This is a genomic window from Streptomyces sp. NBC_01506 (genome assembly GCF_045040295.1).
Taxonomy (GTDB): domain Bacteria; phylum Actinomycetota; class Actinomycetes; order Streptomycetales; family Streptomycetaceae; genus Streptomyces.
Window position 1 is genome coordinate 5,828,378 of sequence record NZ_CP109422.1, and the last position, 26,937, is coordinate 5,855,314.

General features: G+C 68.8%; 29 protein-coding genes. 14 read left to right on the top strand and 15 right to left on the bottom strand.

Annotated features, from left to right (window positions below):
• The first annotated feature begins 60 nt into the window (after positions 1–60).
• A complete protein-coding gene (locus tag OG329_RS25915; protein ID WP_405798485.1) occupies positions 61–390 on the top strand; it encodes an alkylmercury lyase in 330 nt (109 codons plus the stop codon).
• 52 nt (positions 391–442) lie between these two features.
• Here OG329_RS25915 and OG329_RS25920 read toward each other — a convergent pair whose 3' ends face one another.
• Positions 443–907, bottom strand: coding sequence for a MarR family transcriptional regulator (locus OG329_RS25920; protein ID WP_405798486.1), 465 nt, complete (start codon positions 905–907; stop codon positions 443–445).
• 276 nt (positions 908–1,183) lie between these two features.
• Here OG329_RS25920 and OG329_RS25925 point away from each other — a divergent pair, with 276 nt between their 5' ends.
• Positions 1,184–1,747 carry a GNAT family N-acetyltransferase gene (locus OG329_RS25925; protein WP_405798488.1) on the top strand — a complete coding sequence of 188 codons (564 nt, stop codon included), beginning with the start codon at positions 1,184–1,186 and terminating at the stop codon, positions 1,745–1,747.
• Here OG329_RS25925 and OG329_RS25930 read toward each other — a convergent pair.
• The 7 genes from OG329_RS25930 to OG329_RS25960 form a co-directional block, all read right to left on the bottom strand.
• The gene (locus OG329_RS25930) at positions 1,710–1,871 is read right to left on the bottom strand and encodes a hypothetical protein (RefSeq protein ID WP_405798490.1); all 162 of its coding nucleotides are present in this window, start codon (positions 1,869–1,871) and stop codon (positions 1,710–1,712) included. The two genes, OG329_RS25925 and OG329_RS25930, sit on opposite strands and share 38 nt — an antisense overlap.
• The gene (locus OG329_RS25935) at positions 1,868–2,347 is read right to left on the bottom strand and encodes a hypothetical protein (protein WP_405798492.1); all 480 of its coding nucleotides are present in this window, start codon (positions 2,345–2,347) and stop codon (positions 1,868–1,870) included. Before OG329_RS25935 ends, OG329_RS25930 begins: the two co-directional genes overlap by 4 nt.
• Before the next feature lie 900 nt (positions 2,348–3,247).
• Positions 3,248–3,412 carry a hypothetical protein gene (locus OG329_RS25940; protein ID WP_405798494.1) on the bottom strand — a complete coding sequence of 55 codons (165 nt, stop codon included), beginning with the start codon at positions 3,410–3,412 and terminating at the stop codon, positions 3,248–3,250.
• 155 nt (positions 3,413–3,567) lie between these two features.
• Positions 3,568–3,768: a DUF397 domain-containing protein gene (locus OG329_RS25945; RefSeq protein ID WP_405798496.1), complete on the bottom strand. Its 201-nt coding sequence runs from the start codon at positions 3,766–3,768 to the stop codon at positions 3,568–3,570.
• 44 nt (positions 3,769–3,812) lie between these two features.
• Complete coding sequence (locus tag OG329_RS25950; protein ID WP_405798497.1) at positions 3,813–4,205, bottom strand: hypothetical protein; 393 nt, start codon at positions 4,203–4,205, stop codon at positions 3,813–3,815.
• A gap of 290 nt (positions 4,206–4,495) precedes the next feature.
• Positions 4,496–4,696: a DUF397 domain-containing protein gene (locus tag OG329_RS25955; protein WP_405798499.1), complete on the bottom strand. Its 201-nt coding sequence runs from the start codon at positions 4,694–4,696 to the stop codon at positions 4,496–4,498.
• Between the two features lie 10 nt (positions 4,697–4,706).
• Positions 4,707–5,555, bottom strand: a complete 849-nt coding sequence (locus tag OG329_RS25960; RefSeq protein WP_405798500.1) for a helix-turn-helix domain-containing protein — start codon at positions 5,553–5,555, stop codon at positions 4,707–4,709.
• Between the two features lie 236 nt (positions 5,556–5,791).
• Between OG329_RS25960 and OG329_RS25965 the strand changes: the two genes are divergently transcribed.
• The 6 genes from OG329_RS25965 to OG329_RS25990 all read left to right on the top strand — a co-directional run bounded on the left by OG329_RS25965 (position 5,792) and on the right by OG329_RS25990 (position 15,302).
• On the top strand, positions 5,792–6,265 hold the full coding sequence (locus OG329_RS25965) for an ATP-binding protein (protein WP_405798502.1): 474 nt from the start codon (positions 5,792–5,794) through the stop codon (positions 6,263–6,265).
• A gap of 454 nt (positions 6,266–6,719) precedes the next feature.
• Entirely contained in the window at positions 6,720–8,426 is a 1,707-nt protein-coding gene (locus OG329_RS25970; protein ID WP_405798503.1) for a serine/threonine-protein kinase, read from the top strand.
• A 118-nt stretch (positions 8,427–8,544) separates the two neighbouring features.
• Entirely contained in the window at positions 8,545–10,386 is a 1,842-nt protein-coding gene (locus OG329_RS25975; protein ID WP_405798505.1) for an ABC-F family ATP-binding cassette domain-containing protein, read from the top strand.
• Positions 10,387–10,659: 273 nt separating this feature from the next.
• Positions 10,660–12,432 (top strand): PQQ-binding-like beta-propeller repeat protein, encoded by a 1,773-nt coding sequence (locus OG329_RS25980; RefSeq protein ID WP_405798507.1) that lies wholly within the window; start codon positions 10,660–10,662, stop codon positions 12,430–12,432.
• Positions 12,433–12,515: 83 nt separating this feature from the next.
• Entirely contained in the window at positions 12,516–14,432 is a 1,917-nt protein-coding gene (locus OG329_RS25985; protein WP_405798509.1) for a PQQ-binding-like beta-propeller repeat protein, read from the top strand.
• Positions 14,433–14,633: 201 nt separating this feature from the next.
• Positions 14,634–15,302, top strand: coding sequence for a LuxR C-terminal-related transcriptional regulator (locus OG329_RS25990; RefSeq protein ID WP_405798510.1), 669 nt, complete (start codon positions 14,634–14,636; stop codon positions 15,300–15,302).
• A 49-nt stretch (positions 15,303–15,351) separates the two neighbouring features.
• Here the strand turns inward: OG329_RS25990 and OG329_RS25995 are convergent, their stop codons facing one another.
• Positions 15,352–15,633 (bottom strand): hypothetical protein, encoded by a 282-nt coding sequence (locus OG329_RS25995; RefSeq protein ID WP_405798511.1) that lies wholly within the window; start codon positions 15,631–15,633, stop codon positions 15,352–15,354.
• 20 nt (positions 15,634–15,653) lie between these two features.
• Positions 15,654–17,336, bottom strand: a complete 1,683-nt coding sequence (locus OG329_RS26000) for a sodium:solute symporter family protein (RefSeq protein ID WP_405798513.1) — start codon at positions 17,334–17,336, stop codon at positions 15,654–15,656.
• A 222-nt stretch (positions 17,337–17,558) separates the two neighbouring features.
• Here OG329_RS26000 and galT point away from each other — a divergent pair, with 222 nt between their 5' ends.
• The 3 genes from galT to galK are packed head-to-tail and all read left to right on the top strand — an operon-like array spanning position 17,559 to position 20,727.
• On the top strand, positions 17,559–18,605 hold the full coding sequence (gene galT / locus OG329_RS26005; RefSeq protein ID WP_405798515.1) for a galactose-1-phosphate uridylyltransferase: 1,047 nt from the start codon (positions 17,559–17,561) through the stop codon (positions 18,603–18,605).
• Positions 18,602–19,570 carry a UDP-glucose 4-epimerase GalE gene (gene galE, locus OG329_RS26010; protein WP_405798516.1) on the top strand — a complete coding sequence of 323 codons (969 nt, stop codon included), beginning with the start codon at positions 18,602–18,604 and terminating at the stop codon, positions 19,568–19,570. Before galT ends, galE begins: the two co-directional genes overlap by 4 nt.
• Entirely contained in the window at positions 19,567–20,727 is a 1,161-nt protein-coding gene (galK, locus tag OG329_RS26015; RefSeq protein ID WP_405798518.1) for a galactokinase, read from the top strand. The genes galE and galK overlap by 4 nt, the downstream gene beginning before the upstream one ends.
• 17 nt (positions 20,728–20,744) lie before the next feature.
• On the opposite strand, the gene OG329_RS26020 is transcribed toward galK, so the two are convergent.
• A complete protein-coding gene (locus tag OG329_RS26020) occupies positions 20,745–21,188 on the bottom strand; it encodes a GNAT family N-acetyltransferase (RefSeq protein ID WP_405798519.1) in 444 nt (147 codons plus the stop codon).
• 256 nt (positions 21,189–21,444) lie between these two features.
• On the opposite strand from OG329_RS26020, the gene OG329_RS26025 reads away from it, so the two are divergent.
• A complete protein-coding gene (locus OG329_RS26025; protein WP_405798521.1) occupies positions 21,445–22,215 on the top strand; it encodes a LuxR C-terminal-related transcriptional regulator in 771 nt (256 codons plus the stop codon).
• Between the two features lie 140 nt (positions 22,216–22,355).
• Here OG329_RS26025 and tamR read toward each other — a convergent pair whose 3' ends face one another.
• Positions 22,356–22,859, bottom strand: a complete 504-nt coding sequence (tamR, locus tag OG329_RS26030; protein WP_405798522.1) for a MarR family transcriptional regulator TamR — start codon at positions 22,857–22,859, stop codon at positions 22,356–22,358.
• Between the two features lie 131 nt (positions 22,860–22,990).
• On the opposite strand from tamR, the gene OG329_RS26035 reads away from it, so the two are divergent.
• The gene (locus OG329_RS26035) at positions 22,991–23,908 is read left to right on the top strand and encodes a trans-aconitate 2-methyltransferase (RefSeq protein WP_405798523.1); all 918 of its coding nucleotides are present in this window, start codon (positions 22,991–22,993) and stop codon (positions 23,906–23,908) included.
• Positions 23,908–24,270 (top strand): VOC family protein, encoded by a 363-nt coding sequence (locus OG329_RS26040; RefSeq protein WP_405798525.1) that lies wholly within the window; start codon positions 23,908–23,910, stop codon positions 24,268–24,270. The genes OG329_RS26035 and OG329_RS26040 overlap by 1 nt, the downstream gene beginning before the upstream one ends.
• A gap of 76 nt (positions 24,271–24,346) precedes the next feature.
• Here OG329_RS26040 and OG329_RS26045 read toward each other — a convergent pair whose 3' ends face one another.
• From OG329_RS26045 to OG329_RS26055, 3 genes are all read right to left on the bottom strand, one after another.
• Positions 24,347–24,946, bottom strand: coding sequence for a Uma2 family endonuclease (locus tag OG329_RS26045; protein WP_405802014.1), 600 nt, complete (start codon positions 24,944–24,946; stop codon positions 24,347–24,349).
• A 104-nt stretch (positions 24,947–25,050) separates the two neighbouring features.
• Entirely contained in the window at positions 25,051–25,746 is a 696-nt protein-coding gene (locus OG329_RS26050) for a TetR family transcriptional regulator (RefSeq protein WP_405798527.1), read from the bottom strand.
• On the bottom strand, positions 25,743–26,762 hold the full coding sequence (locus OG329_RS26055; protein WP_405798529.1) for an acyl-CoA desaturase: 1,020 nt from the start codon (positions 26,760–26,762) through the stop codon (positions 25,743–25,745). Before OG329_RS26055 ends, OG329_RS26050 begins: the two co-directional genes overlap by 4 nt.
• Positions 26,763–26,937 lie beyond the last annotated feature (175 nt).

Consider the following 26,937-nt stretch of genomic DNA (forward strand, 5'->3'; position numbering starts at 1 on the left):
GTGTGCGGACGCCGGCGACTACCGTCGGATGCAGAAGCTCCGGCCTGGGAGGTCGACACGATGCGGATCACGAAGCGGATCACGGTGCTGACAGTCCCGGACTGCCCGAACGGACCGGTCGCCCGCCGGCGCATCACCGCCGCGCTGGCCGGACGCACGGCCGAGGTGGAACTGGTCGAGGTACGGGACGAGGCGGAGGCCGCCCGCCGGGGCATGACCGGATCGCCGACGATCCTGGTCGCCGGCGTCGATCCGTTCGCGCGACCGGGCACCCCTGCGAGCGTGTCGTGCCGCCTCTACCGCCACCCGGACGGCACCACGGACGGCGCCCCGAGCGTGGCCGAACTGCGGCAGGCGCTGACGGCGGCGGGCCTGCCCGCCGCCGACTGAGAGCGGTGCACCAGGCGCTGCTGCGGCACTTCGCCACCCCTGGCCGGGTCTGTCAGGCGACCGTCCCGCCCGCGTTGCGGATCAGCCGCTGGAGCACTTTCACCGTGGTGACGTAGTCCGCGTCGTCGATGCCCTCGTGGAGGGCGGCGCGGATCGCGGGCGCGTTGCGCGCGAGGCCGACGCGCGCCTGTTCCCCCTCCTCGCTCAGCCATAGCCGGTGCTCGGCGTCCCGGGTCAGCCAGCCACGCTCCAGAAGAACCTCGGCCTCCGCCGCGAGATCGTCCTCGGGGCGGATGTAGGAGGTCATGGCCCCCCGCAGCTCGGTCAGGGTCATCCCCTCGCCGTCGGGGGAGATGTCGTTCGCCGACAGGTTGCGCAGCAGCCAGAACTGGGGCTGGGTGTAGCCCTTTTCGGCCTGCTGGGCCCGGATGTACGCGATGAGCGCTTGGTACGCGACGCCGGTCCAGTACGCGGCGGGCCGGGCGGCGAGTTCGGCGTCGGAGATCTGGGTCGTCATGGGATGTCCCCTCCTGGCGTTTCGGTGCGGGGCCTGCACGCTGTGCAGGCCATGCAGCGAACGTATGACGTCAAGTGCGCTTGAGGACAAGCCCGCCCGGGTCGGCCCCGGGCCGGTTCAGCGCGGAACCGCATGCTACGAGGGGGAGTTGGCGCCCCTCGGGCGTGGTACGGAACAGTGGTACGAGTGGACCGTCACATCAGAGGCCTGAAGTCCCCAAGCTCCCTCCGGGTGGGTGGCAGGGTGGGTAGGTAACCCAGACTCTGAGGAGACACGGTGCAGTTCACCATTCGCCCCGCCCGTTCGCACGACGCTCCGGCGGTTATGGACATCGTGTTCAAACGGTCGGACTGGCTTGAATCCAGGGGGCTACCGAGCTGGCGGCAGGATGCCGGGCTGGTCAGTGAGCTCACCGCGAATCCTGACGGTTCCATGTGGATTCTGGAGGCCGATGGCCGGCCGGCCGGCTGCACCACGTTGACGGACTCCACACCCCCGATGGCGTGGACCCCGGCGGAGCTCGCCGAACCATCGTTGTACCTGTACACCACGATCACGGATCCGGCGATCAGCCGATGGAAGCCGGGATCACTCATCGCCCTGTGGGCTGTGGACCGCGCCTTCCGGGAGGGTGCCGCGTGGGTACGACGAGGCTGCCGCTTCGACGGCCTGGTGGCCTACTACGAGCGCCAGGGCTTCACGGTGATTCACACGATGCGCAAGACCCACGGCCCCATGTACCTGATGGGGCGGCGCGCCGAACCGATCGAGGACCTGCCGGACCGCTTCGTCGGCTCGGTCTTCACAGGTAGGCCGTTGCGGCGAGATGGAGATGGATGACCTCGATCAACTGCGAGTGGCGCATCTCGTCGTAGGCGTGGGAGTTCAGGTCGTTCGTCGCGTCCCGGAGCCCATCAGCGTCGATGAGCCCGGTTTCGAAGAGGGGAGATCCTTGCCTGATCATGTCAGCGAGCAGAGCCGAGCCGTACCGTGCAGAACGAGCGCCGCCTCCACCACCTCCGCGAAGCTCTCGCGCTCAGTTGGCCAGGTCACTTCAAGGCCCATACCAAGTGCTGTCAGACGTCGGCGCTGGAGCCGTTTGAGCTCGCGCCAGTCCATCGGAAGCGCTTCTCCGAGTGCCACCACCCCTTCGTCGGCGAATGGGTGGACCGGCCATAGCCCGGCGCGGAGAAGCACCGGCGCGGCGCTTTCGAGCGACAACAGTGTCATGGAGTTCACGCCCGCCGGAGGGGCGATGCCGTCGTCCCCGAACTCCGCGACTTGAGCGACGCGTGCGCCGATCCAAGGCAGGGAGCCGGCGTCTTTCATCGATCCCACCGCCCGATGAGGATATTCCTCCTGTGACAGCGCGACCATCTCGTCCCCGCCGATTCCGGTGACGACGGAGTGTGCGCCGGTTGCGGCTATCTGCGGTGTCATGGTCGCGAAGGGATAGTGCAGCGGGTCCTCGTACGGACTGATCGGCGCGCCCTGGACCCGCAGGCAGTTCGCGGCCGGGGCCTCCGATCAAGAGCGCGGAGGTGTTCAACTTCCCTGGAAAGCGTTCGGCGGCGCGAGTGGCAACAGTGCCGGAGTCGAAACCGCCCGTCAGGTGGAAGTGAGTCCATTCCGGATTCAGCGGTCGCAGGTCCAGGGCGTCATCGAGGCCCTGCACGAACGCGTTCAGAACGTCGGCGTCCGGCGCCAGTTGGCGAGGACCCGCGTGCGGGGCGGGCGCCGGGTAGCGCACGAACAGGTGGCCGCCGTAGTGCGCGGCTGAGCGCTCTGTCAGCCGGTGAATCCCCGTGAAGAGGGTGTGCTGGCTGTATCGAGGCCGATACAGGAGCAGACGTGTGGCTTCCAGGACATTGATGCCGCCGGCGTACGGCCGCAGGTCGGCCATGTCCCAGGAGCCGTGGAGAGTCCTGTCGTCGTGGGCGAGGTAGAGCGGTGTCGTTCGGCAGGCTCCGGCGGAGACCTGTACCGGCTCGTCCGGGGTGGTCTCCACCAGGACGTAGTCCGCCGGCCACTGCCGCGCGAGACCGCGCATGGCGTCGTATTCGCCGACCGTTGTCAGCCGCACGTCCGGCTCGCACGACGGCTGCCCAGCCACGCGCTCGCGCACCACCAAGAGAGTACGGCGCCCGTCTGTCACGGCGAGGTGTTCGACCATCGGGTGCGCGAGTGGGGCGATCTCACTTCGCTGATCACCGGTGATGTAGCGACCCGAGCGCCACTGCCAGGTTTCGTCGGCGTAAGGGGTGAGTTGAAGCTTGAGCACGAGTACTCCAAGTAGAACACCTGGGCCGTGTCGAGTGGCGCTCCTGCTGCCGGGGTCGGTCAGACAGCGGTGGTGTCGTAGGTGTGGGCGCCGTCCGCCGAGCCTTGTGCCTTCTTGTACTCATGCGACTCGGCCGGTGCCTGGACCCGACGGGTCGCCTTTGTGACGAACAGGTCGTCGAAGAGTCGTCGGCGCTGTGGTGGTGGCGTGAAGTCACGAATCATGGCGATGCCTCCGGGACGAGATGGGGTGGATGCCGTCACGATGACGTTACTGAAAGTCAGTTCCACTGGCCAGAGGGCCCTTTGGCTGACGATTCGTTCGGTCACACAACCTCGTGCTCGCCCCGGAGACCGTATGCGTGAGTGACGGGGCGCCGTCAGATCAGGTGGTCGAACTCGCCGGCCTTCACGCCCAGGAGGAACGCGCGCAGCTTGTCGCGGTCGGTGGTGACGATCGTGCCCGGCGCGTCGCTCTCGCGCAGGAGGATCTGGCCGTCGACGTGGGCCAGTTCGACGCACTTGATCTCGGCGTCGGATCCCGAGAAGGAGGACTTCTGCCAGGTGATGGGGGCGGTCATGATGGTGGCTCCATTCGGTGAGTGTTGTGGAGTGCGGGTTGCGTTCAGTGCGGTGAGCAGCCCGGTAAGAGGGGGAGTTGGCGCGCCTCGGGTGTGTGGAACACGTGGTAGGGGTGCACGGTCCACTCCACCCAGACGCCGCGGTTGCTGAGGGAGAACCCACAGGGCTCGCCCCGGTGCAGCGCCGCGACGGCCCCGACGCAGCCGCCGCCTTCGGCCCAACTGAGGGCGCGTCTGTGCTCGTTGGGTGGGAGCGTCGACGCGAGGGTGCGGACGGACGACCGGATCTGACGGATTGCCTCGGCGGGGGTACGTGCCGAGTGGCGCTCGACCTTCTCGATGTCCGAGCCTGCGGCGCCGAGTGAACGGTACGTGACGTGCTCGAACCAGTAGTGGATCTCCGTATCCGGGCATGGCGAGGCTGAGGGTTGGTACATGGAGGGGCCTTCCGCCGAGGCGTGGGTGCGGAGTTGTCCCCGCCTGCCGCCGGCATGACGGGCGGTCGGCGGGGACAACCCTTCGGGCCTCTCCCCGACCGGGCCAAGGGCAGGGGGAGGTACGTCGCCGCAGGCCCGGCCCGCCGAGTTGGCCGGTCCGTTGGCGACGCATAGTGACGTTAGCGTGACTCGGGGGAGTGTCGCAATGGTGGGACGTCCCAAGGGTGTGCCCCGACATGAGGAACGCCCCCCACCTGCGGAGGTGGGAGGCGTTCGCGGTGCCGTGTTCGTCAGATCAGGTGGTCGAACTCGCCGGCCTTGACGCCGAGGAGGAAGGCGCGCAGCTTGTCCCGATTGGTGGTGACGATCGTGTCCGGGTCGTCGCTCTCGCGCAGGAGGATCTGACCGTCGGCGACGGCCAGTTCGACACAGTGCTGGTTGTCGTCGGGTCCGGAGAAGGATGACTTCTGCCAAATGATGTGGTCGGTCATGCCGCTTGACTCACATTTCTTGTGCGATGCGTTGGATGAATTTTGTCGACTCGTCGGTGCCGAGCGAGATGCCGGCCACCGAATCGAGCAGCGCCCGGTACTTGGCGAGTTGGGCCTCGGCGTCCAGGAAGCCGGCGTCGAAGGCGCTGTCGACATGGACGGTGTCCAGTTGCGGAATCGCGGCGCCCGCATAAAGCATCGAGTGAACCGATGCGGTCATCCGTGCCTCGAATGGGATGACGCGAACGGTCACGCTCGGCCACAGCGAGACTTCACTCAGAAATTCGAGCTGCGCCCGGACGATCTCGACCGGGCCGTACCTCATGCGCAGGGCCGCTTCATGGATGAATGCCTCGAACTTCGGCGGGTTCGGGCGGCTGAACATGTCGCGGCATCTCATACGGTGCTCTACGCGCGCGTTAATCTCCGACTTCGGCAGGTCGGAAATCCCGCTCGTGATCAGTTCGCGGGCGTAAGCCTCCGTCTGGAAGAGGCCGGGGATGTAAAGCATCTCAATGGCTCGCATGTACAGGGCGTGATGCTGTAGTTCCGCGAGATCAAGAAATCCCGGTGACAGTATTCCGCGATACTCCTCCCACCAACCCTTTCCGCGTTCTTCGGCCATGCTCGCCAGAGCGTCGACAAGGTGCTGGTCCGTCGCCGAGCAGTGCGCGGCGATGCGTCGCACGCGTTCCGCGCTGACGCCGTACCTGCCGGACTCCAAGTGGCTGACCTGGGCTCGTTCTCCGCCCAGGAACGCCGCGAGCTGGCTTCCGGACATGCCCGCCCGTTCGCGCAACTTCCGCAGCTCGATCCCTACGCGCTTCTGTCGAGCGGTCGGATAGGCCCTTGGCGGCATGGACCCTCCCTCTTTCTGGTGCGGTGTCTATGAGTGTGCAGTCCCACTGTGTCACCGGTCCACCCGTCCGAGTGCGACGGGTGTCCCACTGTTGCACCGTCCCACTGTTGGGCCTTAAGGTTTTGATTGCGCCCGCACCGCGTCCGCCGACCCGAAGTGCAGCCGCTTCAGCGGCCGTTGACGTCAACGGTGGGCCGGGCCGCCCGCGCATCCAACCTCGCGTAGGGAGAGCCGACATGGCCCCGATGACCGCCACCCCCACCACCCCCACACCCCCGCCCGGCGGTGAGACCTACCGACTGGTCGTCCCCAACACCGCCCACGCCCCCCGCCTCGCACGCGAGTTCGTCAGCGCGCTTCTCGACGTCAGCGGCAGCGGGTACACCCCCCTCGTGGACGACGCCCGGCTCTGTGTCACCGAGTTGGTCACCAACGCGCACCGGCATACCCGCACCCACCAAATCCGCGTCGACGCCGTTGTCAGCCGCAAGCACGCGACCGTGTTCGTCTGCGACAGCAACCCCTGGGCGCTGCCGGTACCAGGCGGGGCGAGCCTCGGAGCCGTACAAAATGGTGTACAGGAGAACGGGCAGGGGCTTCGGCTCGTCGAGAGCCTGGCTCGCGCCTGGGGACTGACCATCTACGGCGGGTGCTCGCCCTCGTACAAGGCCGTCTGGTTCAGCCTCGCCCGCCGGGGCGGCGCCGCATGAGGCACCACCCCGCCACCGGCGCGCCGTCCTGGGACTTCCTCCTTGCCGCCGCCGGGCTCGCCGTCCTCGCCGTGGGGCTCGTCCGGACCCGGCTCCGGAACAGGCCCCGGCAAGGGGCCAAGGACGCGCCCGTCCTCGCCCGGCGCTGCGGACCAGGGCGGACGTGTCGGCTCCGTAACGCCCGACCTCTGTCTGACCGGCGGACGCGACCTCATGAACGTAGGCCCGGTCGTGGGCATGCTGGAGCCCCGTGACAACTGCCACCCTGTTCGGCACCGAAGGTTTCCGGCCCCGCCCGGCCACGAGGAACGCCGCACCTCATGCAGGGGGCCTCAGCCCCGCCGGGCGAACTGGCGGAGTGTCAGTGGGGGGTTCTATTCTCGTGAGGAGTCTGTGACGGGCAGTCAAGTCGTCGCCAGGTATCCCAGGGCGGGGGCACAAGGGGGAGCGCTTCATGTCGAGGGCGGCATTTCAGTTTCCCGCGCTGCGGTCGCACGATCCGGCCAGCCTTGGGGGCTTTCGACTGGTCGCGCGGCTGGGTGAGGGCGGAATGGGGCAGGTGTTCCTCGCTCTCTCCCCCGGCGGACAGCCCACGGCTGTGAAGGTGATCCGCAGCGAGTTCGCCCAGGACGCGGAGTTCGGGCAGCGGTTCGCACGCGAGGTGGGCGCCGCGCAGAAGGTGCGCGGTGCCCACCTGGCACCGTTGCTGGACGCCGGCCCCCGAGCCGAGCGGCCGTGGCTGGCCACGACCTACGTGGCCGGGCCGTCCCTGCGGGACCTGGTGGTCGAGGGCGGGCCGCTGCCGACAGAGCAGGTGATGCTGCTGGCCTGGGGCATCGCGCACGCCCTCGCCGACATCCACGCCGCGAAGGTGGTGCACCGGGACCTCAAGCCCGGGAACATCATCCTGGACGAGAGCGGTCCGAAGGTCATCGACTTCGGCATCGTCAAATCCCTTGCGCAGTCGGTGACTTACCGCAGTCACTCCACCCGGATCGGCACCCCGTTGTACATGTCGCCCGAGCAGGCTTCGGGCCGCACCGTGGGCACGGCGTCCGACGTCTTCGCCCTCGGCTCCACCCTGTACTTCCTCGCCACCGCCCGCGAGGCGTTCGCCGCGGAAAACGAGTGGGGTGTCGCCCACCGCGTCGTCGCCGACGACCCGGACGTCTCCGTCCTCGCCGCGCCGTTACGCGAGCTGATCACCGACTGCCTGCACAAGGACCCCGACCGGCGCCCGGCACCGGCAAGCGTGCTGGAGAGGTGCGAGGGCGAGCTGGGTGAAGCGCTCGGTCCGGGGGCCTGGATGGGCATCACCGGTGCTCGGGAGGCCATCCGGGATCGCACCCGTTCCCTGCGGGCCCTCACCGCCGCTGACGCGGAAGCGGGTTGCACCGTTGCCCACGATCGGCTCGGCTCTCCCGGTGTCACTGCGGACGCCGAAGGGGGCGAGACGCCCAAGACCAAGACCAAGACCAAGACCAAGACCAAGACCAAGACGAAGAAGACGAAGACGAAGAAGACGGAGACGTCGAAGAAGTCGCCGAAGACCGGGCCCGTCCCGTCATCGTCTTCCGCCGCGACGCCGGCCACTCCGCACCCGTCGAGCCCGACGCCGAAAGACCTCAAGGTGATCACCACCCATGTCAGGGAGATCGTCCTGGCAGCGCTGGTGCTCGTCTCGGCGACCTTCATGCCGATCATGTCGGAGACCTGGAAAGAGGAGTCCTCCGGCACCGAAGTGGCACAAGTGACCCACGGCTTCAACTGGAGCCGGCCGTGGGACGAAGTCCCCAGCGGTGTGTCCGACGTGACGACGAACTGGCAGGGGATAGCCGTCTGGGTCATCGGCACAGCGGTTGTCCTCGCCTTGGCGGCTCTGTTCCCGCTGAGGCTGTCCGGCAACCCCGACCTGAAGAAGTGCGGTCGGGTGGCAGGCGTGATCTGTGCCGTCTGGATCACCATCGTCACGCTCTTCGGTCTGTGGATTCTCGCGATGACACTCGGCCTGGAGCCCTCGGACGGCGACAATCCGGGATACACGCTCCGTGACGTGTTTATGCCTGGAGGGTGGTTGCTGCTTCTGGCGAACGGTCTGATGGCCGACGCGCTTCGGCGCACACAGGGATATCTCGTGACGCGGTCAGCGGTCGGCGCCTGACGCCCGAAACGCTGCGGCCCGTCGCCCCCCCCGGACCACCCCCGCACCCCACCCCCGGCGCCGACTACGCTGGGAGGGCGATCCATCCGTCCCCCAGCAGTCCCGTAGCAGGAGTGAAATGGCCGTCAATCTGGTCAATGTCGAGGCAGTCACCAAGGTGTACGGCACCCGGGCGCTGCTCGACGGGGTCTCCCTCGGGGTGTCCGAAGGGGACCGGATCGGGGTCGTCGGGCGCAACGGGGACGGCAAGACCACCCTCATCCGGATGCTCGCCAAGCTGGAGGAGGCCGACACCGGGCGGGTCACGCACAGTGGTGGGCTACGGCTCGGGGTGCTCACGCAGCATGATTCGCTCGATCCCGCCGCCACCGTCCGGCACGAGGTCATCGGCGATCTCGCCGACCACGAGTGGGCCGGGAACGCCAAGATCCGCGACGTGCTCACCGGGCTGTTCGGCGGGCTGGAGATGGCCGGGTTCCCGCAGGGGCTCGACACCGTCATCGGGCCGCTGTCCGGTGGTGAGCGGCGCCGGATCGCGCTCGCGAAGCTGCTCATCGCCGAGCAGGACGTGATCATCCTCGACGAGCCGACGAACCATCTCGACGTCGAGGGCATCTCCTGGCTCGCCCGGCATCTGCGTGAGCGACGCTCCGCGCTCGTCGTCGTGACCCACGACCGGTGGTTCCTGGACCAGGTCTGTACGCGGATGTGGGACGTGCAGCGCGGTGCGGTGCACGAGTACGAGGGTGGCTACTCCGACTACGTCTTCGCCCGCGCCGAGCGCGAACGCATCGCCGCCACCGAGGAGTCCAAGCGGCAGAATCTGGTGCGCAAGGAGCTGGCGTGGCTGCGGCGCGGTCCGCCGGCCCGTACGTCCAAGCCCCGCTACCGCATCGAGGCCGCCAACGAGCTGATCGCGGACGTGCCGCCGCCGCGCGACAACTCCTCGCTGATGAAGTTCGCCAACGCCCGCCTCGGCAAGACGGTCTTCGACCTGGAGGACGTGACCGTCCAGGCCGGGCCCAAGGTGCTGCTCAAGCATCTGACCTGGCAGCTCGGCCCCGGCGACCGGATCGGTCTCGTCGGCGTCAACGGCGCGGGCAAGACCTCCCTCCTCCGTGCGCTCGCGGACGCGGCCCGTACGCAGGGCGACGTGCAGCCCGAGGCCGGGAAGGTGATCGTCGGGCGGACGGTCAAGCTGGCGTATCTCTCGCAGGAGGTCAGTGAACTCAAGCCCACCTTGCGGGTGCTGGAAGCCGTTCAGCAGGTGCGCGACCGCGTGGACCTCGGGACGGGGCGCGAGATGACCGCCGGGCAGCTCTGCGAGCAGTTCGGCTTCAGCAAGGACAAGCAGTGGACGCCGGTGGGCGATCTCTCCGGCGGTGAGCGGCGCAGGCTCCAGATCCTGCGGCTGCTGATGGACGAGCCCAACGTGCTGTTCCTGGACGAGCCCACGAACGACCTCGACATCGAGACGCTGACCCAGCTCGAAGACCTGCTGGACGGCTGGCCGGGCTCGATGGTCGTCATCAGCCACGACCGGTTCTTCATCGAGCGGACGACGGACAAGGTGTACGCGCTCCTCGGCGACACGAGCCTGCGTCATCTGCCGCGCGGTATCGACGAGTACCTGGAACGGCGGCGCAAGGTGGTCGAGTCGGCGCCCGCCCCGGCGCGTACCGGCGGCGGTGGCGGCGGTACGTCCGGTGGTACGTCGGCCGCGACGGCCGCCGCCTCCGCCGCGTCCTCGAAGGACAACCGCGCCGCGAAGAAGGAACTCCAGCGGATCGAGCGGCAGCTCGACAAGATGTCCACGCGCGAGACCGCACTTCACGGACAGATCGCCGAAAGCGCCACGGAATTCGACAAGGTGGCGAAACTCGACAGCGAGCTGCGTGAACTCGTCGCGCAGCGCGACGAGTTGGAGATGCGCTGGATGGAGCTGGCCGAGGACGTGTAGAGGTCCCGTACAGACCGCGCGGCAGACCGCATAACAACAGCGTCACGGGCCGGTTCTCCCTTGGGAACAGGGGAGGACCGGCCCCTGCCGTACAGGGGTGCGAGTGATACAAAGAAGGCCCGCTCGACCGACGTGACACTGCGGATTCCAAGCCCGAATCGCTCCGTTCCGGTGGCGCCGGCCGGCCTTTCGACAGCCGGCCGGCTTTCCTGTCGCCGGAACAGCGGGGGAGACCGACCGGGCGAAGGACCGTACGACTAGGGGGAAGCGCTGATGACTCAGCCGCCCAGCCAGCCACCACCGCCGCCGGGCCAGCCGCCCAGCCAGCCGCCGGGCCAGCCGGGGCCGTACAACCAGCCGGGGCCGTACGGCCAGCAGCCGGGTCAACCGGGCCAGCCGGGACCGTACAACCAGCCCGGTCCGTACGGTCAGCAGATGCCGGGCCAGCCCGGCCCCTACAACCAGCCGGGGCCCTACGGCCAGCAGCCCAACCCGTACGGCGGCGGCGGTGGTTACCCGCCCCAGCAGTTCCCCGGCGCGCCCACCCCGCCCCCCGGCGGCAACGGCGGCAACGGCAACGGCGGCGGCTTCTTCAAGGGCAAGCCCGGCATGCTGATCGCCGCCGCGGTCGCGGGTCTGCTCGTCATCGGCGGCGGCACCTGGTTCGTCCTCAGCGGTGACGACGACGGCAAGAGCAACGTCAGCAAGAACGACAAGAACAAGAACAAGGACCAGGACGCCAAGCCCGACGGGTCGGACGAGCCCGACACCGGCGACGGCACCGGCGGCGGGCGCGAGGCGCAGGACGACCTCAACGCCGGGCGCAAGGACGGCGAGTCGAAGGTCCTGTGGCTCCAGAAGAACGACGTCGACCTGCCGAAGAACGGCGCCGACGTGTACGGCCCGTGGTTCGCCGGCGACATCGTCGTCAAGGCCATGTACAAGAAGGTCGTCGGCTACAACGCCGCGGACGGCAAGCAGAAGTGGAGCCTCACGCTGCCCGCCGAGGCGTGCGCGGCACCCTCGTCGGCCACGGACGACGGCAAGATCGTCATCGGGATCAAGAACGGTGTCACGGAGAAGTCCGAGTGCGCCGTCCTCCAACAGGTCGACCTCAAGACCGGCAAGGGCGGCTGGAAGCAGGAGATCAAGCCGAAGGGCAACTTCGACTTCCTCACCGACATCACCCTCGCCATCAACGGCGACACCGTCACCGCGGCCCGCACCTCTCACATCAACGCCTTCCGGATGAGCGACGGCAAGGCGCTGTTCGACGAGGTGGCCGGCAACTGCCAGCCCGACGCGATCGCCGGCGGCCCCAGGATGATCGCGGCCGAGTCGTGCCCCGGCGGTGACATCGACAAGCAGCAGAACCAGGTGCAGGAGCTGGACCCGACCACCGGCAAGGCCAAGTGGACGTACAAGCTCAAGACCAACTGGGAACTGGACAAGGTCTATTCGAGCAATCCGATCGTCCTGTCGCTGACCGAGCCGGACAAGAAGTCCTGGGCCATAGTCGCCCTCAACGACAACGGCACCGTGCGTTCCCAGATCGACGGCGGCAAGGACAAGTTCCAGCCCCAGTGCGGCGGAAGCTTCATCGTCTTCGGCGCCAACCTGGACGGCTGCCGAGGTGTCGCGGCCGACGCCAGCACCTTCTACATGTCGACGCAGCCGAGCGAGACCGGTTCGACCGGCACCAACGAGGTCATCGCCTTCAGCCTCGACACCGGCAAGGCCAAGTGGCGGGCCAAGGCCCCGGCCGAGCGCGTCATGACGCCGCTGCGGATGGAGGGCGCCAACGTGCTCCTCTACTTCGAGCCGTCGTACGACAAGGGCGGCGCCGTCGCGACGCTGGCGCCCACCGGAGGCGAGCCCAGGGTGCTGCTCAAGAACCCGCAGTCGACGTCCGAGATCGAGAGTTCGTTCTACGACACCGAACTGGACTACGTGGGCGGGCGGTTCTACGTGACCAGCAGCCGGGTCAGTGCTACTGACGACAAGGCGGAGATGGAGACGAAGACCATGATGGCCTTCGGCAAGTGACACTCTCCGTGTCTCTGCGTCTCTGCGTCTCCCGCTCCGTACGCACGCATGCACACTCATCCACTTCTTGAGGTAAGCACTCCATGAGCCAGCCACCCCAGCCGCCCAACGAGCCCCCGCAGGGAGGGTTCGGCCAGCCACAGGAGCCGCCGGCCGGTGGATTCGGCGCACCGACCGAGCCGCCGCCCGGCGGATTCGGTGCCCCGACGCCGCCGCCCGAGCAGCCCGGTTACGGCTATCCGCAGCAGCCTCCCGGCCAGCCCGGCCCTCCCGCCCAGCCCGGTCAGCCCGGTCAACCGCCCTACGGTCAGCCGCAGTACGGATACCCGCAGCAGGGCCAGCCGCCGCAGCAGCCGCCCGGTCAGCCGCAGTACGGATACCCGCAGCAGCCGCCGACCCGGCCGATGGGGCAGCCGTCCGGTCAGCCCCAGTACGGCTATCCGCAGCAGCCGGGCCAGATGTACAACCAGCCCGGTCAGCCGTACACCCAGCCCGGCCAGGGCGCGCCCGGCGGCCCCGGCGGCCCCGGCGGCGGCAAGAAGATCAGCACGCAGGCGCAGATCATCATCGCCGCGGTCGTCGCCGTCGTCCTGATCGTCGGCGGTGGCGTCTACTTCGCCTCCGGCGGCGACGACAAGGACGACCAGGCCAAAACCTCCGACTCCAAGGACGGCGACAAGGGCGGCGGCGACAAGGACGAGAACGGCGGTTCCCTCGCCGGCGGCAAGGAGAAGCCCCCGGCGAACGAGAAGTCGAAGGTCGCCTTCCAACTGCCGCAGCCCAAGGTCGGCGACATCACCGATGTGTCCGGCTCCTGGCTCACCGACAAGGCGTACGTCAAGACCGGTGTGAACCAGATCGTCGGGTACGAGGCGGACACGGGCAAGCAGCTCTGGACCATCCCGCTGCCCGGCCAGGTCTGCGCGGCCTCGCGCCATGTCAGCGACGACAACAAGACGGCCGTCGTCTTCGCCGCGAGCAAGCCCACCGCCAAGGAGAAGTACGTCTCCTGCACCGAGGTCGGCGCGATCGACCTCGACAAGGGCTCCCTGCTGTGGACCGAGTCGGTCACGGGCGGCAACGCCGGTGACGACAAGGCATCCTTCCGGGAGGTCACCCTCAGCGGGAAGACCGTCGCGGTCGGCGGCACGGACGGCGGCGCGGCCTTCGACCTCGCCACCGGCGACAACCTGTGGAAGCCCGACGTCAACGCCGAGGGCTGCTACGACATGGGTTACGGCGGCGGCCCCGCGCTCGTCGCGGCCCGCAAGTGCGGCTCGTACGACGACCCGACGGTCACGATCGAGTCCGTGAAGCCCTCGGACGGCACGCCGCTGTCCAAGTTCAAGATGCCCGCGGGCGTCGAGTACGTCTCCGTCGTCTCCACCAAGCCGCTCGTCGTCGCGGCGGACGTCGGCGACACCGCCGGTGACGGCAGCGGGATCTCGGACTTCTTCTCCATCGACGAGAAGACCGGCAAGCTGCGCGCCAAGATCCCCGTGGACGCGGACAAGTACGCGGGCCGGTGCGGCTCCACCGAGGTGGAGCAGTGCTCCAAGCTCGCGGTCGGCAACGACAAGATCTATGTGCCGACCGAGGAGCACGAGGGCACCGGCGAGGAGTACGGCCAGACCAACGAGATCGTCTCCTTCGACCTCGCGACGGGCAAGGCCACGACCGACCGGGCCGACGCGGGCGAGCGTTACGCGATGTACCCGCTGCGCATGGACGGGTCGAACATCATCGCGTACAAGTGGCCCCCGTACGACAAGGGCGGACAGATCGTCTCCATCGACGGCGGCACCTTCAAGGAGACGGTTCTCATGGAGAACCCGGCCGAGGAGTCCGTACGCGAGGCCGAGACCAGCTTCTCGCTGGACGGCGCGGAGGTCAGATTCGGCAACGGCCGGATGTACACCTCGGAGACGCTGATCAGCGAGCCGGGCGAATACAGCAGCGACCGCAAGGAGTACCTCGTGGTGGCGTTCACCACGAACTAGCGGGCGGGTTCGCCGCCGATCGCCGGACGGGCAGCGTGTGACAGCCCGTCCGGCGATCGCGTTTGCGGCCCGTTCGCAGATTAAGGACAAACACGGCCGACGAGCCCTCGTGACCTCGGCCGAGCGTGTAGCTTGCCGGGTCAGGGCCGACAGGCCCTAAGGGGGCCGGGGGCCCGGAGCCGGCGGGGATGGGGTATCTCGATGGGCGTACGGCTCATGGTGGTTGACGACCACCGACTGCTCGCCGAGGCGCTGGCCTCGGCCCTGAAACTGCGCGGGCACCGGGTGCTCGCCGCCGCCGCGCCCACGGCCGGCGCCGCCGAACTGGTCGTGAGCCGGGCGCCCGAGGTATGCCTCATGGGAACGGCGGCCCCGGCCGAGCCAGGTGCCTTCGACCCGATCGTACGGATCAGGCGCGACCGCCCGCAGGTGGCGGTGGTGGTCCTGGGGCCGGTGCCCAACCCGCGCGGTATCGCCGCCGCGTTCGCGGCCGGGGCATGCGGATACGTACGGCACGACGAACGCATCGAGGGTGTCGAACGGGCCATCGTGAAGGCGCGGGCGGGCGACGCGGCCGTGGCACCGGGGCTGTTGCAGGGGGCGTTCACCGAGCTGCTGAATCCGGTGGCGCAGCCGGACGACGAGGGGCAGCGGCTGCTGCGGATGCTCACGCCGCGCGAGGTCGAGGTGTTGGTGCGGGTCGCCGAGGGGGAGGACACCCGGCTGATCGCCGAAGGAATGGGCATAGCGCCGAGCACCGCCCGTACGCATGTGCAGCGGGTCCTGATGAAGCTGGGGGTGGGCTCCCGGCTGGAGGCGGCGGCGCTGGCCGCGCGGACGGGGCTGCTGGACCGGGCCACCGACATGTGAGCGCCGGGCGGGCCGCGACAGGTGCGGCCCGCCCGGCGATCGACGAGGGCTACTTCTCGGACTCGGGCGACGGTGGTATCCGCACCGGGCGCAGCTTCATCCAGCCCAGGAAGAACAGGCCGAGTGCCAGCATCGCCAGCCCCGTCCAAAGGTTGATGTTGACGCCCTCGGCCTTCTTCATGTCCGCGTCGGACGCGAACACACCGGCGACGGTGACGATCACCCCGTACAGCGTGAACAGGCCGCCGATGATGAGCCGGATGTCGAACAGGCGGGCCGCCGTGGCGGACTTGCCTTCCAGTTCGGAGACTTCTTTGTGCAGGTCGGACATGGTGTGTGCCTCCGATTCGGTCAGAAGGAGTACGGGATGTAGCAGGCCGCGGCGATGACGATCGCACCCCAGCCGAGCAGGGCGGGCTTGCGGTACCACGCGTCGTCGCCCTCGGAAGGCGCCTCGCTCATGCCGGGCGACGTCGTCCCGTACACCAGGCCCGCGAGTTCGGCCGCCGGCTTGGGCGCGGTGAACAGCGTGACGGCGACCATCACCACCGCGCCGGCGACGAAGCCGACGATCGCGGAGACGAAGTTGGCGCCCTGGTCGCTGGGTATGTCGATGACGCCCTGCTTGTAGATCCAGAAGTAGTTGACCATCGCGGCCGTCGTACCGGCGACCAGACCCCAGGCACCGGATTTCATCGAGGCCCGCTTCCAGAACATACCGATGATGAAGACCACGAACATCGGCACGTTGAAGAAGGAGAACAGGGTCTGGAGGTAGCTCATGATGTTGGAGAAGCTGGCGGCGATGAAGGCCGTGCCGACGGAGGCCGCCACACCGATCGCGGTGATCAGCCGTCCGAAGCGCAGGTAGTACGTGTCCTCGCGGTCCTTGACCACGTACTTCTGCCAGATGTCGGTGGTGAAGACGGTGTTGAAGGACGACACGTTCGCCGCCATGCCGGCCATGAAGGCGGCCATCAGACCCGTGACGGCGATCCCGAGCACCCCGTTGGGCAGCAACTCCTGCATCAGCAGCGGGATCGCGTCGTTGTACGTGAGGTCCGAGCCCGCCGTGCCTATCTTGGGCACGATCACGGCGGCGACCAGGCCGGGGATCATCACCAGGAAGACGATGAAGATCTTCGGGAACGCGGCGATGAGCGGGGTGCGCTTGGCGGCCGAGAGGTTCTTCGCGGAGAGCGCGCGCTGCACCTCGGCGAAGTTGGTCGTCCAGTAGCCGAAGGAGAGCACGAAGCCGAGCCCGAGGATGATCGTCAGCCAGTTGGCGCCGAGCGGGTTGGCGTCGCCGATGCCCGTACCGCCCCAGGCGCTCAGGAAGTTGTCGCCCTTGCTCGCGGTGAGCGAGTCGGTCAGTCCGTCCCAGCCGCCGACCCGCTTGAGGCCGAGGACCGTGAGGGGGATGAGCGCGGCGAGGATGACGAAGAACTGGAGGACTTCGTTGTAGATCGCCGACGAGAGGCCGCCGACGGTGATGTACGCGAGGACGAAGAACCCGGCGACGACGATCGAGACCCACTGGGGCCAGCCGAGCAGCGCCTCGACCACGATCGACAGGGCGTAGAGGTTGACGCCCGCGATGAGGATGGCGGCGAAGGCGAACAGCACCGAGCTGAGCAGATGCGCCGACTTGTCGAAGCGCTGGAGCAGGAACTCGGGGACCGAGCGCACCTTGGAGCCGTAGTAGAACGGCATCATCACCAGGCCGAGGAAGACCATGGCGGGGATCGCGCCGATCCAGTACCAGTGCACGACGGCCACGCCGTACTGGGCGCCGGTCGCGGCCATGCCCAGGATCTCGGTCGCGCCGAGGTTGGCGGCGACGAACGCGAGGCCGGTGACCCAGGCGGGGAGCGATCTGCCGGAGAGGAAGAAGTCGAGGCTGGTCTTGACGCTCGCCCGTGCGGCGAAGCCGATGCCGAGGACCACGATGAAGTAGATCGCCAGGATCGTGTAGTCGAGACCGTTCGTCGGCAGCCGAAGTCCTTCGGCCAGGTAGTACGTGGGGGACTGCATGGGGGTACCCGCTTCGTCGCGTGAACGTTTCCTTCAACTCCTGCCGGAACCTACGCCTGTCATTACCGAAACTGAACACTTTTGATGGTGTTCTTTGTTCGATCGTGATCGAGTGTCGTGGGCCACATCGTTGACGTAACTGTTGGCTCGTGGTTAATTATGTTCGGTTCTGTTTGGGTGTGGGCTCGGGCTTGGGCTCGGGTGTGGCCGGAGGAAGAAGCGATGAAGAAGACGGTGACGGCGCTCGCCGACGACCGGGAGCTGATCTACTACGACTCCCGCGACGACGCCGTACGCGACGCCGTGGACCGGCGGCCCCTCGAACCGATCTCCACCACCGCCCGGATCCGCCGCGACCCGCTCCTCGGCGACTCGGTCGCCGTCGCCTCGCACCGCCAGGGCCGCACCTACCATCCGCCGGCCGGCGAGTGCCCGCTGTGCCCCACCGACATCGCTGCGGGCCGGCTCAGCGAGATCCCCGACAGCGACTACGACGTCGTCGTCTTCGAGAACCGCTTCCCCTCCCTCGCCGGTGACTCCGGCCGCTGCGAGGTCGTCTGCTTCACCTCCGACCACGACGCCTCCTTCGCGGACCTCACCGAGGACCAGGCCGCCCTCGTCCTCGACGTATGGACCGACCGCACCGCCGAACTCGCCGAACTCCCGCAGGTGGAGCAGGTGTTCTGCTTCGAGAACCGGGGCGCCGAGATCGGCGTGACACTCGGCCATCCGCACGGGCAGATCTACGCCTACCCCTTCGTCACCCCCCGCACCGAACGGATGTCGCGCTCGGTCGCCGAACACCGCGCGGCCACCGGGGACAACCTCTTCGACCAGGTCGTGGAGCGCGAACGCGGCGCCGGCCGGGTCGTCCTGGAGGGCGAGCACTGGGTGGCGTTCGTGCCGTACGCGGCACACTGGCCGTACGAGGTGCACCTGTACCCGCTGCGCCGGGTGCCGGACCTGCGCGGACTCGACGACGCGGCGCGCGCCGAATTCCCCGCCGTCTATCTGGAGCTGCTGCGGCGCTTCGACCGGATCTTCGGCGCGGGCGAGCCGCCGACGCCGTACATCTCCGCCTGGCACCAGGCGCCGTTCCGCGCCCCCGGACGGGATGACTTCGCGCTCCACCTGGAACTTTTCACCATCCGCCGGACGTCGGGCAAGTTGAAGTTCCTCGCGGGATCCGAGTCCGGAATGAACGTCTTCATCAACGACGTACCGCCGGAGACCGCGGCCGAGAGACTGCGAGAGGTAGCGAGCGCGTGAGTGGCACATATCTGGTTACGGGCGGCGCGGGATACGTCGGCAGCGTGGTCGCGGCGCATCTGCTGGCGGCCGGGCACAAGGTGACCGTCCTGGACGACCTGTCCACCGGCTTCAGGGAAGCGGTCCCGGCGGGCGCGGAATTCATCGAGGGCCGGGTCCATGACGCGGCCAAGTGGCTCGACCCGTCCTACGACGCGGTCCTGCACTTCGCCGCGTCCTCCCAGGTCGGCGAGTCCGTCGCCAAGCCCGAGAAGTACTGGGAGAACAACGTCGGCGGATCGATGGCGCTGCTGGCGGCGATGCGCTCGGCGGGCGTACGCAAGCTCGTCTTCTCCTCGACGGCGGCGACGTACGGCGAGCCCGTCTCCATCCCGATCACCGAGACCGACGAGACCGCGCCGACCAGCCCGTACGGCGCGACCAAGCTCGCCGTCGACCATATGATCGGCGGCGAGTGCGTGGCCCACGGTCTCGCGGCGGTCTCCCTGCGCTACTTCAACGTCGCGGGTGCGTACGGGAGTTACGGCGAGCGGCACGAGCCGGAGTCGCATCTGATCCCGCTCGTGCTCCAAGTCGCCCTCGGCGCGCGGGAGTCGATCTCCGTCTACGGCGACGACTACCCGACCCCGGACGGCACGTGCGTACGCGACTACATCCATGTCGCCGACCTCGCCGACGCCCATCTGCTCGCCCTGACGGCAGTCGGCACCGGGGAACACCTGATCTGCAACCTCGGCAACGGCAGCGGGTTCTCCGTCCGCGAGGTCATCGAGACCGTCCGTACGGTCACCGGGCACCCGGTGCCGGAAGTCATGGCCGCGCGCCGCGCCGGCGACCCCGCGGTCCTGGTCGCCTCGGACACCACGGCGCACGACCGACTGGGCTGGACGCCGAGCCGTGCCGACCTGGCGGGCATCGTCGCGGACGCGTGGGCGTTCGCACGTCGAGAGGAGATCAGCGGGTGAGCCGGCGGGTGAGCGTCAGCGCGCAGTTCGAGGAGTTGTACGGCACGGCGCCCGAGGGGGTGTGGGCCGCGCCCGGCAGGGTGAACCTCATCGGTGAGTACACCGACTTCAACGACGGCTTCGTGATGCCGCTCGCGCTGCCGCACACCGCCGTCGCGGCGGTGTCGCGGCGCACGGACGGCGTCCTGCGGGTGCACTCCGCCGACGCCCCCGGCGGAGTGGTCCAACTGGCCGCCGACGAACTGGTGCCGCTCTCCGACACCGGCTGGGCCGCGTATCCGGCGGGCGTCGTCTGGGCGCTGCGCGACGCGGGCCACGCGGTGGGCGGCGCGGACATCCACCTCACCTCGACCGTGCCGACCGGCGCGGGACTCTCCTCGTCGGCGGCGCTGGAGGTCGTGACCGCGCTCGCGCTCAACGAGCTGTACGAACTCGGCCTGTCCGGAGCCGGGTTGGCGGTCCTCGCGCAGCGCGCCGAGAACGTGTTCGTCGGCGTCCCCTGCGGTGTCATGGACCAGATGGCCTCCGCCTGCTGCACCGACGGGCACGCGCTGTACCTCGACACCCGCGACCTCTCGCAGCGCCAGGTCCCCTTCGACCTGGCCGCCGTCGGGCTCCAACTGCTGGTGGTCGACACCCGGGTGAAGCACGCCCTGGGCGACGGCGCGTACGCGCAGCGGCGCGCCGGTTGCGAGGCTGGCGCGCGGGCGCTCGGCGCGCGCACGCTGCGTGAAGTTCCGTACGCGCATCTGCCCGCCGCCCTGGAACGGCTCGCGGGCGAGGAGGAGCACGTACGGCGCTATGTCCGCCATGTCGTCAGCGACAACCACCGCGTGGAGCGGGTCATCGGCCTCCTCGACGCGGGCGACGTCCGCGCGGTCGGCCCGGTGCTGGTCGAGGGCCATGTCTCGCTCCGCGACGACCTGCGCGTCTCCTGCGCCGAGCTGGACCTCGTGGTCTCGTCGGCGGTGGCGGCGGGCGCGCTCGGCGCGCGGATGACGGGCGGCGGCTTCGGCGGCTCGGCGATCGTCCTGGTCGAGACGGCCGACGCGGACACGGTGACGAAGGCGGTCCTGGAGGCGTTCGCGACGGCCGGCCACACCGCGCCGCGCGTCTTCCCGGCGGTCCCGTCGCGGGGGGCGCACCGGGTGGGCTGAGTGCCCTGCGGGGTTGTTCAGGTCAGGCGCTTGATGAACAGGAACTCCGTGATGCCCGGCGGATAGTCGGGGACATGACCCGCCAGGTCGTAACCCTGCCTTCGGTAGAACACCGGGGCCTGGAAGTCCCAGGTCTCCAGGCGCGCGTGCGTACAGCCCCGGGCGCGGGCCAGGTCCTCCGCCTCGTTCAGAAGGCGCGTGCCGAGGCCCGTGCCCCGGTGCGTCTCGTCGATCCACAGCAGATCGACATGGAGCCAGCGTGCCCACACGTGGGCCGCGAGACCACCGGCGAGCGCGCCCGTCGACTCGTCCATCAGCCATAGGTGCAGCGGTACTTCCTCGTCGTACGCCGACGCCCGCAGCTCCCGCAGGGCCGGCGAACGGGCGTTGTTGGTCGCCCGCATCCGCTCACCGAGCAACGCGTGTCGTTCCTTGTCGACTTCTGTCTCGATACGAAACATGCAGCCCACACTAACCACGGGCCGCCGATCAGTTCTGTAAATAGTCTTCCGCTGCGGGCCCCCGCCCGTACGCTGATGCACAGCGCCGGTGGGGGCCGGTGCTGATCAGGGATGCGAGACAGTCGGGTACGACGCCCGGGGTGGGTGGGCAGCCGCACGGCGGCGGCCGTGGCGGCACAGTGTCCGCGCGACGTGAAATCCACCCCGCCGGGCGCCGTACCCGTGTCGTCCGCGCCCCGACATCTGGGGGTGTCAATTGGTCCGTATCAGGGTTCTCGTGGTGGACGACCACCGCATATTCGCCGAGTCGCTGGCAGCCGCCCTCGCGGCGGAGCCCGACGTGGACGTCACCGCCGCCGGCAGCGGTCCCGCCGCGCTGCGCTGTCTCGAACGGGCGGCGACCGAAGGGCGCGGTTACGACGTGCTGCTGGTCGACGCCGACCTGGGGAACGTGGCGGGTCCGGGCTACGGCCCGGTGGCCCGCGCCGTACCCGACAGCGGCGAGGCCGGTCTCGGCCTGGTCGACGGCATCTCGCTGGTCGCGGGCGTCCGTTCGGGACAGCCGTCCGTGCGCTGCGTGGTCCTCGCGGAGAAGGACGACCCGAGCCGCGCGGCCCTCGCGCTCCAGGCGGGCGCGTCCGGCTGGGTCGCCAAGGACTGCTCGCTGCAACGGCTGCTGGCGGTGATCAGGGGCGTCCTGCGCGACGAGACGCATCTGCCGCCGGCGCTGCTGACGAACGTCCTGCGGGAGCTGACCGCCGAGCGCAAGCACCGCACGGACAGCGAGCGGCTGGTCGACTCACTGACACCGCGCGAGCTGGAGGTGCTGCGCTGCATGGTGGCGGGCCTGGGGCGCAAGGCGGTGGCCGAGCGGCTGTTCCTGTCCCCGCACACGGTCCGTACGCATATGCAGAACGTGCTCGGGAAGCTCGGCGTCCACTCGACCCTGGCGGCGGTTGCACTGGCCCGCCGCGCGGGAGTGGGCCCGGCGGACCTGGGCGACACGGACACGGTGCGGGTGGGGTAGGGGCTACCGAACCAGCCCGTCCGGCGATTGAGGACACCCGACCAACGGCCGGAACCAAAACCAGCCCGTCCGGCGATTGAGGACGAACCGGCCCGCCGACGGACCCGGCGAACCCTTCCGGTCACCGCACCGGACGGGCGTCAGCCGGGGCCGGGGACGTTGTCGAACGGCGCGGTCAACTGGCGCAGCAGCGCGGCCAGTTCCGCGCGCTGCCCGCGCGACAGCTCCGCGAGGATCGCGCGCTCCTGGGCGAGCAGCCCGGCCAGCGCCTGGTCCGCGCGGTCGCGCCCTTCGGGGGTGAGCCGTACGAGGACCCCGCGCCGGTCGCTGGGGTCGGGCAGCCGCTCGACCAGGTCCTTCTTCGCCAGCCGGTCGATGCGGTTGGTCATCGTGCCGGACGTGACCAGGGTCTGGGTCAGCAACTGACCGGGGGAGAGCTGGTACGGCGCGCCGGCCCGCCGCAGCGAGGTCAGGACGTCGAACTCCCACGGCTCCAGGTTGTGCTCGGAGAACGCGAGCCGCCGGGCCCGGTCGAGATGGCGCGCGAGCCTGCTGACGCGGCTCAGTACTTCGAGTGGTTCCACGTCGAGGTCCGGCCGCTCCCGGCGCCATGCTGCGACCAGACGGTCGACCTCGTCCTCCATGGCGATCAGTGTAGATGGTCTGTCGACATGAAGTCTCTTGACGTCAAGATATACTTGGAGGCAGGCTTGGGCATGGTCGGGCGCGGACGGGAATCCGCTCGTCCGCTCCGTATCCCGAGGGGGCTTCGTACATGCATTCGGCAGCGACTCCGGCGACCACCACGGCCGCGACACCCACATCCGCACCGACGTCCGCACTGACATCCGTACCCGCACCCGCACCGACGTCCGCACCCGCACCGACCTGGGACCCGCAGCAGTATCTCCACCACTCCGCGCACCGCACCCGCCCGTTCCTGGATCTGCTCAGCCGGATACCCGAGCTGCCCAACAGGAACCGCCCCGCCCGCATAGCCGACATCGGCTGCGGCCCCGGCAACGTCACGGCGCTCCTCGCCGAACGGTGGCCCACCGCCCACATCACCGGCTTCGACCTCTCCGCCGAGATGCTGGAACAGGCCCAGAAACAGTACGCGGGCCCCACGCCCGGCGGCGGCCGACTGGACTTCCGGCCCGCCGACGCCACGCACTGGACCCCCGACGAGCCGTACGACCTGATCGTGTCCAACGCCGCGCTCCAGTGGGTCCCGGGCCACGCCGAATCCTTCCCGCGCTGGATCGACGGCCTGACCCCCGGCGGCACGCTGGCCTTCCAGGTCCCCGGCAACTTCACCGCCCCCAGCCACGCGCTCCTCGGCGAACTGTGCGAGACCCCGCGCTGGAGCCGCCGCCTCGACAGCCACGGCCGGCGCTTCGTCCACATCCTGGACCCGGCGGACTATCTGCTGCGCCTCACCGACCTCAACTGCACGGCGGACGCCTGGGAGACCACGTATCTCCAAGTGCTCTCCGGCGAGGACCCGGTGCTCGACTGGGTCAAGGGCACGGCCCTGCGGCCCGTCCTCACCGAACTGGCCGACGACCCACGGGCGGCGGCGGAATTCCTCGCCCAGTACGGCGACCTGCTGCGCAAGGCGTATCCACCCGGCCCGCACGGCACGGTGTTCCCGTTCCGCCGGATCTTCGCCGTGGCGAGGAGGCGGGACTGATGATCGCGGCCGTCGACCATGTCCAACTCGCCGCCCCGGCGGGCTCGGAGGACGCGCTGCGTACGTTCTACGCGGACGTCCTGGGCATGACGGAGATCCCCAAACCACCGGCTCTGGCGGTACGCGGCGGCTGCTGGTTCCAGAGGGGCCAGGTCCAGCTCCACCTGGGCATCGAGCCGGACTTCCGCCCGGCGAGAAAGGCCCACCCGGGCCTGCGGGTCACCGGCATCGACGCGTTCGCGTCCCGCCTGGAGAGCCTGGGCGCCCCGGTGACCTGGGACGACACCCTCCCGGGCCACCGCCGCTTCTACTGCGACGACCCGGTGGGCAACCGGCTGGAGTTCCTGGAACCGGTGGCTTGAACGGCCCGACACCAGAACACCGGGGCGCCACGAGAAACGTGGCGCCCCGGTGGTGGGACCAGAACCTGGAGGGGTCTCAGCGCCTCTTCAGCGCGTCCAGCGTGATGTCCATGTCGATGGTGAAGGGAACGGCCGTCTTCAGCCGCTCGTGGTGGATACCCGAGAGCGCGTACGTCTTGGACACCGGGTCCAGTTCATAGACCCGTACGACGGGGTGCTGGTCGGAGCCTGCGATGTCCACCAACCAGAAGTACGGGATGCCGGCAGCCGCGTACTTTCGCGGTTTGGCGTCCCGGTCGCGGACCTCGGAATCCGGCGAGACCACCTCGACGGCCAGCAGGACATCGGCGGCCTGGAAACGGGTCTGTTCAAGATTGGTGACCGCTTCCGCGCGGACGACCGAGATGTCCGGCTCTGGGCCGTTGCGGCTGTCGAGCAGCACGGTCATCTCGCGCTCGACCTTCATTTCCTCCGGAACAGTACTGAGCAGGCCGTTCTCCAGAAGGCTGATCATCTTGGCGTGGAAACGCCTCTGCGGACTCACGAAAACAAGGCTCCCGTCGATCAACTCTGTGTGAGGCGGGAGATCGGGCAGCGTGAACAGATCGTCCACGGTGTAGCCGTCCTGCGGGGGCACCGGCCAGCGATGCTCGGCCTTGACGGGCTCGGCGGTCATGATTCCTCCCATGGACGGAATTCTGGGCCTCTCATCACACCGTAGCGGCCAGAATCCGATTTCGTCATCACAAAGAGTGACTACGGGCCCGGCCCGGCTTGCGCTCACACCTTGCGGTGTCCTATGAGTCGTGGCTTCGCCTCCAGATTGCCCAGCCCGTGCCACGCCAGATTCACCAGATGCGCCGCCACCTCGTTCTTCTTCGGGCGGCGGGTGTCCACCCACCACTGGCCCGTCAGCGCCACCATGCCCACCAGCGCGTGCGCGTACAGCGGGGCCAGCTTCGGGTCGAAGCCACGGGCCTTGAACTCCATGCCGAGGATGTCCTCGACCTGCGTGGCGATGTCGCTGATCAGCGAGGCGAACGTGCCGGTCGACTGCGCCACCGGCGAATCGCGGACCAGGATACGGAAACCGTCCGTGTACTCCTCGATGTAGTCGAGGAGCGCGAACGCCGCCTGCTCGCACAGCTCACGCGGATGGCCCGCCGTAAGAGAACTCGTCACCATGTCCAGCAGTTGGCGCATCTCCCGGTCGACCACGACCGCGTACAGCCCCTCCTTGCCGCCGAAGTGCTCGTACACCACCGGCTTGGAGACGCCCGCCTTCGAGGCGATCTCCTCCACCGACGTGCCCTCGTAGCCCTTCTCGGCGAACAGGGTGCGGCCGATGTCCAGCAGTTGCTCGCGACGCTCCTTGCCGGTCATCCGCACCCGGCGGGAGCGCCGGGTCGGCGCGCTCGGGGTCCGGCTCTTGTCGGTGTCGCTCTTACCGCCGTCGATCGCCACGTTGCCAATCATGCCGCGTTGGGATGGTCAATTTTCCGCCGGGCGTCCAGCCGTCCGGCGTCGGGCCAGCGCACGCTGTGCACCCAGCCGAACGCCTCGAACCACCGGATCAGCCGGGCGCTGGAGTCGATCTGACCTCGCAGCACACCGTGCCGTGCGCTCGTCGGGTCCGCATGGTGCAGGTTGTGCCATGACTCGCCACAGGACAAGACCGCCAGCCACCACACATTGCCTGACCGGTCACGCGACTTGAACGGCCGCTTGCCCACCGCGTGACAGATCGAGTTGATCGACCACGTCACGTGGTGCAGCAGCGCCACCCGCACCAGCGAGCCCCAGAAGAACGCCGTGAACGCGCCCCACCACGACATCGTCACCAGCCCGCCCACCAGCGGCGGGATCGCCAGCGACACGAACGCCCACAGCAGGAACTGCCGCGAGACCCGCCGGATCGCCGGATCCTTGATCAGATCCGGCGCGTACTTGTGCTGCGGCGTCTGCTCCTCGTCGAACAGCCAGCCGATGTGCGCCCACCACAGGCCCTTCATCAGCGCGGGCAGCGTCTCGCCGAACCGCCAGGGCGAGTGCGGGTCACCCTCCGCGTCCGAGAACTTGTGGTGCTTACGGTGATCGGCGACCCAGCGGACCACCGGACCCTCCACGGCCATCGACCCCGCCACGGCCAGCGCGATCCGCAGCGGGCGCCGCGCCTTGAACGAGCCGTGCGTGAAATACCGGTGGAAGCCGACCGTGATGCCATGGCAGCCGATGAAATACATCGCCACGAGCAGCCCCAGATCGAGCCAGCTCACCCCCCAGCCCCAGACCAGCGGAACGGCGCCGAGCAGGGCGATGAAAGGCACGACGATGAACAGGAGCAGCGTGATCTGCTCGAGTGAACGCTTGCTCTCGCCGCCGAGCGTGGCGGAAGGAGCTGAAGGATCTGCGGAGGCAGAGGGAAGGGAGGAACCGTCCGGCGCAGGCTGGGCCTGTGAGGAGTCGCCGAGAACGTCAGGGCTTGTCGACATGGGTGTGTCCCCTGGAGGTGTGGAATGCGGCATTCCGCCCGTCTACGGGCGCGTAACCTACGGCAACGTAAGTATGGCAGCGAAGAGGCACGCGACAAGGGGCCTGTGGATAACGGCGCGCGAAGGACACCTATCCTTGTGACGTCGGACAGCGCGGTCCGGTCGAACAATCTCT